The sequence below is a fragment of the Enterobacter sp. 120016 genome (assembly GCF_018383635.1).
Taxonomy (GTDB): domain Bacteria; phylum Pseudomonadota; class Gammaproteobacteria; order Enterobacterales; family Enterobacteriaceae; genus Enterobacter; species Enterobacter asburiae_D.
This window is the reverse complement of record NZ_JAHAWC010000007.1, coordinates 28,581-42,669: the sequence shown is the minus strand read 5'-3', so window position 1 is coordinate 42,669 and position 14,089 is coordinate 28,581. Positions and strand designations below refer to the sequence as shown.

General features: G+C 57.3%; 10 protein-coding genes. 2 read left to right on the top strand and 8 right to left on the bottom strand.

The window, feature by feature from the left end; all coding sequences use genetic code 11:
• Window positions 1-3: 3 nt before the first annotated feature.
• From KIF87_RS11995 to aaeX, 4 genes are all read right to left on the bottom strand, one after another.
• Entirely contained in the window at window positions 4-1,458 is a 1,455-nt protein-coding gene (locus KIF87_RS11995) for an NAD-dependent succinate-semialdehyde dehydrogenase (protein WP_213328843.1), read from the bottom strand.
• Window positions 1,459-1,548: 90 nt separating this feature from the next.
• Window positions 1,549-3,516: a p-hydroxybenzoic acid efflux pump subunit AaeB gene (aaeB, locus tag KIF87_RS11990; protein WP_121424793.1), complete on the bottom strand. Its 1,968-nt coding sequence runs from the start codon at window positions 3,514-3,516 to the stop codon at window positions 1,549-1,551.
• 5 nt (window positions 3,517-3,521) lie between these two features.
• Window positions 3,522-4,454, bottom strand: coding sequence for a p-hydroxybenzoic acid efflux pump subunit AaeA (gene aaeA, locus KIF87_RS11985; protein ID WP_032659667.1), 933 nt, complete (start codon window positions 4,452-4,454; stop codon window positions 3,522-3,524).
• A gap of 7 nt (window positions 4,455-4,461) precedes the next feature.
• Window positions 4,462-4,665 (bottom strand): p-hydroxybenzoic acid efflux pump operon protein AaeX, encoded by a 204-nt coding sequence (gene aaeX, locus KIF87_RS11980; RefSeq protein ID WP_003860416.1) that lies wholly within the window; start codon window positions 4,663-4,665, stop codon window positions 4,462-4,464.
• A gap of 179 nt (window positions 4,666-4,844) precedes the next feature.
• Here aaeX and aaeR point away from each other — a divergent pair, with 179 nt between their 5' ends.
• On the top strand, window positions 4,845-5,771 hold the full coding sequence (aaeR, locus tag KIF87_RS11975) for an HTH-type transcriptional activator AaeR (protein ID WP_023616809.1): 927 nt from the start codon (window positions 4,845-4,847) through the stop codon (window positions 5,769-5,771).
• Between the two features lie 218 nt (window positions 5,772-5,989).
• On the top strand, window positions 5,990-6,604 hold the full coding sequence (locus KIF87_RS11970) for a YagU family protein (protein WP_032642433.1): 615 nt from the start codon (window positions 5,990-5,992) through the stop codon (window positions 6,602-6,604).
• 48 nt (window positions 6,605-6,652) lie between these two features.
• On the opposite strand, the gene tldD is transcribed toward KIF87_RS11970, so the two are convergent.
• The 4 genes from tldD to KIF87_RS11950 form a co-directional block, all read right to left on the bottom strand.
• A complete protein-coding gene (gene tldD / locus KIF87_RS11965) occupies window positions 6,653-8,098 on the bottom strand; it encodes a metalloprotease TldD (protein ID WP_196367259.1) in 1,446 nt (481 codons plus the stop codon).
• Window positions 8,099-8,182: 84 nt separating this feature from the next.
• A complete protein-coding gene (gene yhdP, locus KIF87_RS11960) occupies window positions 8,183-11,986 on the bottom strand; it encodes an AsmA2 domain-containing protein YhdP (protein ID WP_213328842.1) in 3,804 nt (1,267 codons plus the stop codon).
• A gap of 42 nt (window positions 11,987-12,028) precedes the next feature.
• Entirely contained in the window at window positions 12,029-13,498 is a 1,470-nt protein-coding gene (gene rng / locus KIF87_RS11955) for a ribonuclease G (RefSeq protein ID WP_010436156.1), read from the bottom strand.
• A complete protein-coding gene (locus KIF87_RS11950; RefSeq protein ID WP_032639757.1) occupies window positions 13,488-14,081 on the bottom strand; it encodes a Maf family protein in 594 nt (197 codons plus the stop codon). Before KIF87_RS11950 ends, rng begins: the two co-directional genes overlap by 11 nt.
• Window positions 14,082-14,089 lie beyond the last annotated feature (8 nt).

Sequence of the window (14,089 nt, the reverse complement as noted above, 5' to 3'; positions counted from 1 at the left end):
CTATTATAATCCCCCAATATGCAGGGTTTTAACTTCCAGATACTCTTCCAGCCCCAGCACGGAGCCCTCTCGTCCAAGACCAGACTCTTTTACGCCGCCAAAGGGGCCGAGCTCCGTGGAGACGGCGCACTCGTTAATGCCGATCATCCCGCTCTCGATTGCCTGTGAAACGCGGAAGACCCGGGAGAGATTCTGGGTATAGAAGTAAGCCGCCAGCCCATACGGCGTATTGTTGGCGCGCTGGATGACTTCATCTTCCGAGGTGAAACGGAAGCACGCCGCCACCGGGCCAAACGTCTCTTCTTCTGCCAGCTTCATGCCTTCATGGCAGTCGCCCAGTACGGTTGGCATCCAGAAATTCCCGCCAAGCGGATGGGGCTTACCCCCAGCCAGTACGGTTGCGCTCCGGGCAACGGCATCGTCGACATGCTCACGCACCTTGTTGACCGCAGAAGATTCAATCAGCGGCCCGACGACCACCCCCTCCTCAAGACCATTGCCCACCTTCAGCGCATTCACCGCATCGGCGAGTTTATTCACAAATTTGTCGTAGACGGTTTCCTGAATATAAAAACGGTTCACGCTGACGCAGACCTGCCCGGCATTGCGGAACTTGTTGGCGATCGCCCCCTTTACCGCCGCGTCGATGTCCGCATCCTCAAAAACGATATACGGGGCATTCCCCCCCAGCTCCATCGAGACTTTTTTCATGGTTTCTGCGGCGTTCCGCACCAGCGTCTTGCCGACGGAGGTTGAACCGGTAAAGGAGATTTTACGCACGTCGCGGCTTGCCATGATCGCATCGCTGATTTCATGCGTATTCCCGGCCACGGCGTTGAGCACGCCGTCGGGCACACCGGCCTGTTTCGCCAGCGTAAGCAGCGCAAAGGCGCTGAGCGGCGTGTTGTTGGCCGGTTTGATCACCCCGGTACATCCTGCTGCCAGCGCCGGACCCAACTTGCGGGTGAGCATGGCCATCGGGAAGTTCCACGGCGTAATCGCCGCGACCACCCCAATGGGTTCACGGGTCGCCAGAATGCGTGAGCCGGGCTTGATCGGCGGAATAATTTCACCGTTCGCGCGTTTGGCCTCTTCGGCAAACCACTGGATAAAGCTGGCGGCGTACTCGACTTCTCCCTCCGCCTCTTTCAGGGGTTTGCCCTGTTCGGTGGTCATCAACCGCCCGAGCCAGCTTTTATTCTCAATAATCAGTTCGTACCAGCGGTAGAGAATGGCCGAGCGTTCTTTCGCGGTTTTGGCACGCCATGCCGGGAAGGCCTGGGTAGCCGCTGCGATAGCATCTTCGGTTTGCGCTTTACCCGCTTTTGCGACTTTAGCAATGACCTCACCGGTCGCGGGGTTCAGCACATCAAAGGTTGTATCCAGCGTTTTCCAGATTCCGTTGACCAGATAACCGGTCTGAAAAAGGATGTGGTCCTGAAGCGCCTGCGTCGTCATGTGTTCTCCCTTTCTGAAATGTAAGAACGTGCTGGAATAAGTATAGCCACAAAAAAACCGACGCTTTTGGCGTCGGTTTTTTTACGTCTGTCAATTATCCGTGAGGGCATTCTGGTAGCGATGCAGCATAAACACCAGCCGTCCTACCGGCTCGGTCACCTGAGGCGGAGCCTCCCAGTGCTTGAGCTTTTCCTGATAGATATCGAGCTCTTCAAGCAGCTGCGTAAAGTAACGACGCCGTTTGTCATCGCTGCTGGCGGAAAGCACGTGATCGGCGGTACGACGCAGCTGGCGGTGCCAGGCCGACAGGTCGTCGTTGATCGGCACAGGCGCGTTACGCAGACGCTGGTGCGCGATGATCATGGTTAACGCCAGGCGGAACTTCGCGATATCGCCTGGGAACTTGTTCAGCAGTAAAAACAGCTGCTGGTAGAGCGCGGGCAGGTGGTTCTCTTTGCGGCGCGCGGTATTGGTTGTCATCGACGACACGGCAGCCGACACGAACTGGTTCAACAGCACGCGGCCCGTTCTTGCCTGCGAGTTATCCCGAACCAGCAGTATCACCATCATGGCCAGGAAACAGCCCACCAGCTGACCTAACGCGCTGTCGAGGAACTGGCTGAAATGGAAGGTCATCGGGTTATCGAGCACGATGATGTTAATCGTACTCGCCAGCGCCCCCAGCGATCCCAGGCGCCGCTTTTGCACTTCAATGCCGATAAAGAACGCCATTACCGCCAGGCTAATACAGAGCAGCAGCATGCTCTGTTGCGTCGACGGGATGATGACCAGGAAATAGAGCGCGCCTATCGGCAGGGCGGCAATGGTGCCGTAGAGGAAATCAACGGCGACCATACGCGGGTTAGGCAGACGCATCGCCAGTGCGGTCACGACGGCAATCATCACCATCGCGCCGCTGCCGGACGTCCAGCCCGTCCACAGCCAGAACAGCGTGCCGAGCATGCAGGCAAGGGTCGTACGCCAGAAGTTGACCATCGCGTGATGGCGCTCGGCGGATTCCGCCTTGATCACCACTTCTCCCTGCAGCACCTCTTCTTCCGCCGCGCTGATTTTGGTGTTGCCGATCACACCGCGCTTCAGCAGCAGGTAGCGCGTCGCGGCACCGACCCAGGTGTAAATAGTTACAGGCGTGTCGCGCTCCCCGGTCCAGGCAATGACCCGGCGCATGCGCTTAAGCTGCTTATGCACGTCCTGCACGGTTTCCACCGGCTCGGCAAACAGTTCGCGAAACGTGTCGGTGACCGCTTCCGGCCGGGTGTTCTGAATCAGATAGGTTTCACATGCCTGGGTAATCAGCGTCAGAGAGACGGTGTTGAGGGCTTTCAGACGACGATTCGCGCGAGCCCAGCGCGAGGACTCCATATTAAGGTTGCTGCGCATTCCTTCCAGCGCCTGCGTACGGCGTACCAGCCCGCTCCAGGCTTTATCCACCTCTTCGCTGTCGCCGTGCTTAATGCAGAGCTGCATCAGCTGGTACTGGGCAACAATCAGCGCGTCAAGCTCACGGTCGACTTCCTGCTTGATGGAGCGCGGGGAGAAAAGCAGGTCAGCGACAATCGCACTGACAATACCAATCACAATCTCGCTGCAGCGCTCAACCGCAAACTGCGGGGCGAGCAGCGGTTCAGACTGAATGGTGATGACAATAATCAGCGCGGTATAGCCCGCCAGCCCCCAGGCGTAAGAGTTCTCCACTTTCACCAGAGACGAGATCCAGGTGCAGAAACCCGCCCAGATGCAGCAGACCATCAGCATCAGCAGCGGGGTGCGGATCATCAGAATAATAATGGTCAGCGCCGCGAAGCAGCCGATAAACGTCCCGATAATACGCAGCATACCGCGATAGCGGATCGCGCCTGAATAGGGCTCCCCGCCCGCGGCGAAGGCAGGACCCGCCGCGACAATGGCGGCCGTTAACACCGCCCAGCGAGGAGTTTCAAGCTGGAAGTGGAAGCCGACAAACAGCGCCAGCACAATGGCGCACGCCAGCTTCACGGCGAAGCGAATGTGCTGGCTGGCGATGGAAAAGATACCCATGGCGATTAACCAAACTCGCGCAGGCGGTGGGCAATTTTACGGAAGAACGAGTCCTGGCTGGCATCCCGATCCTTTTCACCGGTAATCACCACCGTCGCCGTGGTACCCGCAGGCCACAGATTTCCCTGCTGTTCATCCAGGTGGATGCGCACCGGCACGCGCTGGGCCAAACGTACCCACTCCAGGTTGGAGTCTACCGTCGCCATCCCTTTGGCATCGTTAGAACTGCTGGAGTTAGTTACCCCTGCAGCAACGCTGTCGACGGTACCTTTAAAGACGCGGTTGCTGCCGAGCGGCGTAATTTCCGCCCGGAACCCCGGACGCACGCCTTCCAGCTTGGTCTCTTCCATATAGGCGAGCACGTAGAAGGAGTTCTGTTTAACCAGCGCCACGGCGGTTGAGCCGCGGGTAATGAATTCCCCGGCATAGACGTTCAGGTTGGTCACCCAGCCATCGGACGGCGCGCGGATCACGGTGCGTTCCAGATCGAGCTTCGCCAGATCGCGCGTTGCCTGCGCTTTCGCCAGCTGGTGCAGCACGGTTTGCAGCACGTTGTTGGACTGGTCAATCTCTTCGCGGGACATTGCCTGAACGCCCAGCTGATTACGGCGGCCTGCCTCACGGCGTTTCTCCGCAGCCAGCGCCTGGTAATAGGCCACGTCCGCTTCCGCCTCTTCCAGCGCTTTCTGGTAACGAGGCTGGTCGATGGTGAACAGGACCTGATCTTTCTTCACCAGCTGGTTATCGTGGACGTTGACCGCCGTGATAAGACCGGCCACGTCTGGGGCTATTGCCACCACATCGGCGCTGAAGCGTGCATCACGCGTCCACGGTGATTCGGTGTAATAAACCCAGGCGCGGAAAATAGCGATGAAGGCGAGGATAACCAGCGCCATCGTAATGGCAGTGCGGGAGATTTTTCTTGTTAGCGTTTTCACATCAACCTCAGACAAACATGCGCGATATCAGGTAAAACAGGCAGCAATACAGCGCGGTATTGAACAATGCAGGGTGCCAGACGAAATCGTAGATCCCGGTAGGGACCAGCACCTTGCGCACCAGCCAGAAGATCGCCAGTGATAAAAGAAGCTCGAAAAATATCGGTGGGAACGACAGACCGAACACCACGATAACGGGAAACAGACTCATGTTGACCTTGATAAGAGAGAGTGCAGGCTTCAGAATTTTTAAGCGCACGCCACCGCAGGAGAGCAAGAAACGCCGGGCGAGAATGGCGCAGCCGTTATGTAATTAATAATATATTAACGTAACTGTTATGCTGTTATCTATAATATGTGATCTAAATCACTTTTAAGCCAGAGTGAACAATGGAACGTTTAAAACGCATGTCGGTCTTCGCCAAAGTGGTTGAACTGGGCTCGTTTACCGCCGCTGCCCGCCAGCTTCAGATGAGCGTCTCATCCATCAGCCAGACGGTGTCCAAACTGGAAGATGAGCTTCAGGTCAAGCTGCTCAACCGCAGTACCCGCAGCATTGGGCTGACGGAAGCGGGTAAAATTTACTATCAGGGCTGTCGCCGCATGCTGCTTGAAGTGCAGGATGTTCACGAACAGCTCTATGCCTTCAACAACACCCCCATCGGCACGCTGCGCATCGGGTGTTCTTCAACTATGGCACAAAATGTTCTCGCTGCCATGACCGCGGATATGCTGAAAGAGTACCCTGGGCTTACCGTCAATCTGGTGACGGGTATCCCGGCGCCGGACCTGATTGCCGACGGGCTGGACGTGGTGATCCGCGTCGGCGCGTTGCAGGATTCCAGCCTGTTCTCGCGCAGGCTGGGCAGCATGCCGATGGTCGTCTGCGCCTCGAAAAGCTATCTGGCGCAGTACGGCGTTCCGGAGAAACCCGCCGATCTCACCAACCACTCGTGGCTGGAGTACAGCGTGCGGCCCGATAATGAATTTGAGCTGATTGCCCCGGAAGGGATTTCTACCAAATTGCTGCCGGAAGGACGGTTTGTCACTAACGATCCGATGACCATTTCGCGCTGGCTGGTGGCCGGTGCCGGGATCGCCTACGTGCCGTTAATGTGGGTGATCAACGAGATCAACAGCGGCGTGCTGGAGATCCTCTTCCCGCGCTACCAGTCCGATCCGCGTCCGGTGTACGCCCTGTATACCGAAAAAGACAAACTCCCGCTCAAGGTACAGGTGTGTATTAACTATCTGACCGAGTATTTTGTGGACGTGGCGGAACTGTTTCAGGGGATGCGGGGAAGAAGGAAGGAATAACGATTTAACGCTGAAAGTATATGAGCGATGAATATTTCCAGGATGAAACCCCTCAGCATTCTGGAATATTGCTTCGTCACTATCAGGAATAGAGAATTGACACTGCCGCCGCCTGCCCTTTACCTTAATAACAGTCTGCCTTTCAGACTGTTATTAATTTGTTGCTTATATGAATAATAAAATGCATTCCGCAGGATGACGTTAAACAAGGAAAAGAAATGAATCTATTTGAACAAACACCGCCTTCACGCAGGCGCTATGGGCTCGCCGCGTTCATTGGTTTAATTGCAGGGATTGTCTCCGCCTTTGTCAAATGGGGAGCCGAAGTACCGCTTCCGCCACGCAGCCCCACCGATTTATTCACCGGCGCATGCGGGCCCGAGCAATTAATAAGAGCCGCCAGCCAGATTGACTGCTCACGAAATTTTTTAAACCCTCCCTATGTATTTTTACGCGACTGGCTGGGCGTCGTCGATCCTAACGCGGCGGTTTATACATTTGCCGGGCATATATTTAACTGGGTCGGCGTAACACATATTATTTTCTCAATCGTGTTCGCTGTAGGTTATTGTGTAGTGGCTGAAGTCTTCCCGAAAATTAAACTCTGGCAGGGTTTGCTGGCGGGCGCGTTAGCTCAGCTTTTTGTGCATATGATCTCCTTCCCTCTGATGGGGCTGACGCCACCGCTATTTGAGCTGCCGTGGTATGAACACGTGTCAGAGATCGTGGGCCATCTGGTCTGGTTCTGGTCGATCGAAATCATTCGTCGTGACTTGCGTAACCGCATCACTCACGAGCCGGATCCGGAGATACCGCTGGGTAACTTACGTTAAAAAAAAGGCGCTACATCAGTAGCGCCATTTTTTTTATGCAGGGTCAGGTCAGGCCGTGCCGCCCACCGTCAGGTTGTCCACTTTCAGCGTTGGCTGGCCCACGCCAACCGGCAGGCTCTGGCCCTCTTTACCGCAGACACCTACGCCGTTATCCAGCTTCAGATCGTTGCCGACCATGGAGATCTGCTGCATGGCTTCAATACCGGAGCCAATCAGCGTCGCGCCTTTCACCGCTTTGGTCACTTTGCCTTTCTCGATCAGATACGCTTCTGACGTGGAGAAAACAAACTTACCGGAGGTGATGTCCACCTGGCCGCCGCCAAAGTTTGGCGCAAAGATACCGTAATCAACGGATTCGATAATCTCCTGCGGCGTGGATTTGCCCGGCAGCATGTATGTGTTGGTCATGCGCGGCATCGGCAGGTGCGCGTAAGATTCACGGCGTCCGTTGCCTGTCGGCGCTACGCCCATCAGGCGCGCGTTGAGTTTGTCCTGCATGTAGCCTTTCAGCACGCCGTTTTCGATCAGCACGTTGTATTGGCCCGGGGTGCCTTCATCGTCGATGGAAATCGAGCCGCGGCGATCGAGCATGGTGCCGTCATCCACCACGGTACACAGTTCGGAGGAGACGAGCTGCCCAATCTGACCGCTGAATACGGACGTCCCGCGACGGTTAAAGTCGCCTTCAAGACCGTGGCCCACCGCCTCGTGCAACAGCACGCCCGGCCAGCCAGCGCCCAGCACCACCGGGAATGAGCCCGCCGGCGCCGCGACGGCATTCAGATTTACCAGCGCCATGCGCACGGCTTCTTTTGCCCACGCGTCAGCGCGTGCTTCACCGTCAACGTCGCCCAGGAACCAGTCATAGCCGAAACGACCGCCGCCGCCGCTTGAGCCGCGCTCGCGCTTGCCGTCGTCATCGACCTGCACGCTGATGGAGAGACGCACCAGCGGGCGAACATCTGCCGCCAGGGTACCGTCCGTTGCCGCAACCAGAATCAACTCATACACGCCGCTCAGGCTGGCAGAAACTTCCTGCACGCGTTTGTCCGCCGCGCGGGCGACTTTGTCCACGCGACGCAGGATATCCAGCTTCTCTTCACGGCTCATGCTCTGCAGCGGATCGATGCTGGTATAGAGCGCAGAGTGCTGCACTTCTCCCAGGGTTTTCACGCGGCCATCGCCGGTATCACGCACAATGGTACGCGCGGCCTGCGCGCTCTGCTCAAGTGCGGTGAGGCTAATCTGATCGGCATAGGCAAAACCGGTTTTCTCGCCGCTGACGGCACGGACGCCGACGCCCTGGTCGATGTTGTAGGAGCCATCTTTGATGATGCTGTCTTCTAAAACCCAGGATTCGTGGTAGCTCGACTGGAAATAAAGGTCGCCGTAGTCGAGACGGCGTTCGGTCAGTTGACCAAGAATGGAGAACAGGTCCTGATGGCTCAGGCCGTTCGCTGCGAGCAAATGTTCACTTACCAGGTTCAGACTCATCGTATTGCTACTCGTTCGTTGCCGCCCGTGGCGGTATAAAGATCGTATTTATTGAGAGTGAGGCAATTACCTGCCCACGTCAAATCATTGCTGTGCTTCTTTGCGCGGCTGGCGCAGCACCTCGTTAATCTGCGGTTTATCTACCGGACCGGTAATGCGGTAGCGCAGAATGGAGACCTTGCTCCAGAGTGGCCCCAGCACTTTACTGGCGGCAAACACCGCCGCACCGACAATCGGGTTCACCACAAAGGCCGCCGCAACGCCCACGCTTGCGGAAATTTCCGGTGCCACCACGGCTTCCATATCCAGCTCGCGGCGCACGAGGTTGACGGAGCCTTTCATGGCGATATCCGCTTCCAGGCCATCCACCAGCGTGTCGTCCGTATGCAGAACGCCGTCCTTGATCCACGCCGTGCTGCGAATGGAATCGTAGTAGAAACCTTCGCTGAAGGTATCGCTGAAATCGAAGCGCAGCTTGCGCAGCAGCGCGTCAAAACTCAGCAGGCGCAGGATCTGCCCGGCGCGCCCCGTGCTCACGTCGGCAATTTCACCTTTGCCAAAGTGGGTTTTCAGAATGCCGTTCAGCGAGGCCTCATCCGGCTTCCACGGGGCGTCACGCCAGTGAAGATCGTAATTGACGTCAAATGACGAGCCGCGCAGCGGCGTGCTGATACCAAAGAAATTGGCTGCCGCGTCCAGTTTATTGCCTTTAATGTCGCCCTTCAGGGACGTTCGCTGCTCGCCTGGCTTATTCACCCATTCCCCCGCAGCCGTCATGCGGCCAAAGCCGGTATCAACCAGGCCGCCGGAGAGCGTAAGCGTGTTTGCCTGAATAGTGAAATCACCGTCGATACGGCCATATTTCTGCCCCCACAGCCAGCACTCCGCACAGCGCAGCTGGAGATCGGGCCAGCCGCTAAAATCGACGCGGGAGGTATGGCTCAGCGGCGACGTCTCTGCCGGTTTGTCTTTATCGCTCGCGGCGGCTGCCGGGTTGTAGTAGAGATAGCGGATCGCCGCCTGCCACGGCGCGTGATTGCGCATGGTCAGCGTACCGTTGATCTCTCTGCCCTGGGCCTCCACCTTCGTACCGTTAGCGCCAGGCTGCGAGACAATGCTCAGGTTGTTCCACTGCTGCCCGCCCAGCATCAGCGACGGCGTACGTACGGTAATGGCCTGCGGGAACTGGGCGGTTTCATCAACGTTTTGCCCAACGCCTTTCTGGAACAGCGCCAGCCACTCTGCACCGTCCATCGGCGGGAGGTTCAGCTCAATGCCCGGCTGCTCCGGCAGCGGCGGAGTGGAGCGGCTATCCGTTGTCCAGATGGCTTTGTCGAGGGTGAGCTTGCGGTTAAGCAGCCAGCGGCTGTTGAAGTGGTTTGTCCCACCCGCGCTGCCGGTCAGCTCGAAGCTGTTCAGGTTGCCATCGACGTTCAGCTTTACCGGCAGCGGCTGTCCGGACTGTTTATCCAGCGGCGCAGGCAGCTGGCTGTGAAGGTTTTTCAGATCGCCCGTAATGTCGACCTTATACCGGGCACCCGCGTGATAAGGCAGGTCGATTGCCACTTTACCCTGCCAGGCGACCGCCCCCTCCACTGACGCCTCAATAGGCTTCGGCAGGACGTCCATTCGTGCTGGCTGCCAGTTGCCGTCCAGATTGACGGCCACCTGATAGGCCTTTTCACCTTCGGTAGTCGTGAAGTCAATATTCACGGGCTGATTAAACCAGCTGGCCGTAAGCGGCTCGCTCTTCAGGTTACCGTTCTCAAAGCTGAACTGCCCGCTGAGATTTTTCAGCGTGCTCTCAAGGGGCTTGATGAACAGGCTGTTGTTCTTCAGGCGGACGTCGCCTTTGGCGGTGGTCATCTCCCCGTCCAGCGGGATATCAAGATGTAAGCGAGCATTCACATCGCCATCAAGCTGCAGCTGCTGAAGCGTCGCCGCCAGCGACTCCTTCAGCGGCGTCTCCTCAAAGTACGGTCCCACCGCTTTGCCCGGACCGTTGATATCGGCATCAATCAGCAGCATCTCTTTTGAGTAGTCCGGGATGTTGGCCGTCAGGTTGCTGGCCGTCACGCCGCCCAGCGCCACGCTGTCGGACTTCATCCATAGTCCGTCATTGAGGAAGTTGAGTTCGATATCCAGGTCTTTCAGCGCGGGCCAGCCGGGCTGGAAAGCGAAGGTCGCGTTATGCAGCGGCACCAGCACCTGGAACTGGCCTTCATTATGTTTGTACGGGAAAAGATGCGGATTACCGCCATAGACCAGCGTGGCATTGTCCGCCTGACCGCCCTGAATCGCGCCGCTGAGATAGTCTACCAGGGCTTTTCCCATCAGGTTTTCCGGGAAGTAGCGCCAGGCCTGAGAGCCGTCATCGGTGCTGATCCCGGCCAGAATGCCCAGCCACGGCTCATCACCTTCAGGCTGCAGATAGCGGAAATCGCCGCGCGCGTGCACCGCTTTGGCTTTCACATCGATATGGCGGCCATCAAGCTGGAAACCCTTGTCGTTACGGAGCCAGTTAAGCACCGCGCTGCCCTGTTCGATTTCCAGCGGCGCGCGGAAGACCGTTTCGTAAGGCATTTTGGCGTCGTGCATATCAACCGTCAGCCTGCCGTTTTCCACGCTGCCTTCCAGCTTGCCGCTAAAGTGTTCCGCCCCCGGCAGCAGCTTCCACTGCTTCCAGGCAAGATCTTTCCATGTGGCCTGGAAGCGCGTTTTTTCCGTCGCCTGAAGCGGGATGTCCAGCCCCAGAGCATCGATCGTCCCGCTCGGCTGCGTTGCCAGCCAGATCTCGCCCAGATCCGGAGAGAGCTTTGCCGCCATCGAGCGCAGGCCTTCAATGGCTGCCAAATCCAGGTTACTGGCGCGGATGCGCAGCTCATCGCTGCGTTTACTGGCCGCGCCGCCGACGTCCTGCTCCGGCATCCAGGCCAGCGTCAGCGCACCGCGCGGCCACGGCTTGCCGTCCATGGTGATACGCGTATCCGGAATGGCAAACTGCCAGCCCTCTTTCTCCTGCGTCACGTGCGCGGTGAGGTTATCGACGGAAAGCTGATGCTGCCGTTTTTCGCCTTTCCAGCTTGCGCCCCCCTGCTTGAGCCAGATATCGCCGCTGGCAAATTCGCCTTTGGTCAGGGTCAGCCAGCCTTCAAGGCTGAAGCGGGCAGTCTCCAGCTGCATATTTTGCTGGATCCAGTCGCCCAGCCACGGCTTCACGTCCACATCGTCGGCCTGCAGCCAGACTTTGCCGTTGTTTAACAGGCCGTCGTCGTCCCGCAGATCCATGCGCACCTGCATCACGCCGTGCTGGCCGTTCAGGCTTGAGAGATTGACCTGCCCCTCGGCGCGGTGACGTTCTTTACCGTTGAGCCAAGTCAGCTGAGGGATCGCCAGTTCGGCGCGCTGGCCGGAAAGGGTAATAAAGCTCACTTCGCTGTCGCGCAGATCGAAATGATCGAACTGGCGGAGGAAAAGATCGCTGAAGCGGTTGGCTTCAAGACCCTGACCGCTATCGCCGCCAGACAGCGGCGTATTGGTCAGAAACTGGAGTTGATAAAAGGTGAGATCGCGAAACTGCCAGCGCAGATGCAGCAGGCTTTGCCAGACGTCCAGCGCCAGGATTACGCGTTTGATTTTCAGGTAGCCGCCATCTTTCAGGCTGGCGTTGATATCCCGGACATCGAGCGTCGGGCCAAAATTCTGCCAGTTAGCGCTAATCTGGCTTACGTTCACCGGCACGCCGGTGGTGGATTCGATTTTAGCCAGCAGCTGCGGACGCCAGCTGTCCAGATGCGGTAATACGAGGCGTAGCCCGCTCACGAGCAACGCGACAATCACGACCAGCGTTGCCCCTGTAAGCAATAAAATCCCCGGCAATCGCCTCACGCATCTCTCCTTGTCAGCTTTCGTCACGCAGCGTACTGCGTCTTACATCATCACGACGTCAAACTGCTCCTGGTTATAGAGCGGTTCAATTTGTACTTTTACCTGTTTGCCGACAAAGATTTCCACTTCCGCCAGCGCGTGCGACTCTTCGCCTTTCAGCGCTTCAGCCACCGCAGGGGAAGCATAGACCAGAAAACGATCGGAGTCGTAGGCATGATGGACACGAACGATTTCACGCATAATTTCGTAGCAGACGGTCTCAACCGTCTTTACCGTTCCGCGTCCATGGCAGGTAGGGCATTCATTACACAGCACATGCTCAACGCTTTCACGGGTACGCTTACGCGTCATTTCCACCAGCCCCAGCTGTGAGAAGCCGTTGATGCTGGTTTTCACGCGATCTTTACTCAGCGCCTGCTCGAGCGAGTGCAGCACGCGGCGACGATGGTCTTCATTACTCATATCGATGAAGTCGATGATGATAATGCCGCCCAGATTGCGCAGACGAAGCTGGCGCGCAATCGCCTGCGTGGCTTCGATGTTGGTGTTGAAGATGGTGTCATCCAGGTTGCGATGGCCGACAAACGCGCCGGTGTTGATATCGACGGTGGTCATCGCTTCGGTCTGATCGATGATCAGATAGCCGCCGGACTTCAGCTCGACCTTACGCTCCAGCGCACGCTGGATCTCGTTTTCGACATCATAGAGATCGAAGATCGGCTGACGTCCTGAATAATGCTCCAGCAGGCCAGGCATCTCCGGGATATACTCGGCGGTAAATTCCAGCAGCGCTTCATAGGTCAGGCGCGAGTCCACGCGAATGCGGTCGAGCTGCGCATCGGCAAAGTCACGCAGAACGCGCTGGGCAAGCGCCAGTTCACCGTAGAGCTGGTAGCGGGTCTGGTTGCGTTTTTTACGCTCCATCACCTTGGTCCAGACGCGCTTCAGGTAAGCCGCATCCGAGGCCAGATCTTCTTCGCTGATCCCTTCCGCAGCGGTACGGATGATAAACCCGCCCTGCTCATCGCAGTAGGCGCTGACCACTTTCTTCAGCCGCTCGCGCTCGGTTTCGCTCTCAATACGCTGCGAAACGCCCACGTGCGACGCGCCGGGCATAAAGACCAGATAGCGGGAAGGTAAGGTGATGTCGGTGGTCAGACGGGCGCCTTTGGTGCCGAGGGGATCTTTCACCACCTGCACCATCAGATCCTGTCCCTGACGTACCAGTTCAGAAATATCGCGCACGGCAAACTGCTTTTGCTCTTCGCCCGCGACGCACTCGGTGTGCGGCATGATATCGGAGGCATGTAAAAACGCCGCCTTATCCAGTCCAATATCTACAAAAGCCGCCTGCATACCCGGTAGTACACGACTGACACGACCTTTGTAGATATTGCCTACTATTCCGCGCCGCGCTTCACGCTCAATATGAATTTCCTGAAGAATGCCACCATCAATATAGGCCACACGGGTTTCCGATGGCGTTACGTTTACCAACAATTCAGCCGTCATAATTATCCCTTCCCTCACGCAGTGAGTTAAAATTGCTCAGCAACTCATACGTTTCCACCAGCGGTAAGCCGACTACGGCGTGATAGCTGCCATTAATCTTCCTGACAAAACAGCCACCCAGCCCCTGAATACCGTATGCACCTGCTTTATCCATTGGTTCACCGCTGGCAATATAAGCGGCAATGTCGTCGTCGGTAAGTACTCTGAACGTTACTTCTGTCACCACCAGGCAATCCAGCACGTGCTGGCTGTCAGCCAGTGCGACGGCCGTCATCACCTGATGCGTATGTCCGGACATTTTGCGCAGCATGCGCGCCGCATGATCGGCGTCGCGCGGTTTCTCAAGCACTTCACCGTTCAGAATCACGATGGTATCTGCTCCCAGCACGGGAAGATCGCGTGGCACACTGGCCACGCCCGCCTGCGCTTTCTCGCGCGCCAGGCGAGACACGTACTGTTGAGCGCTTTCGCCTTCAGCACGTTTTTCTTCAATGCCGGTAACGATGCGTTCAAAAGAGACCCCTAGCTGCGTCAGGAGTTCCTGACGGCGCGGGGAGCCGGAAGCGAGATACAAAGACGTCATAGAAACCT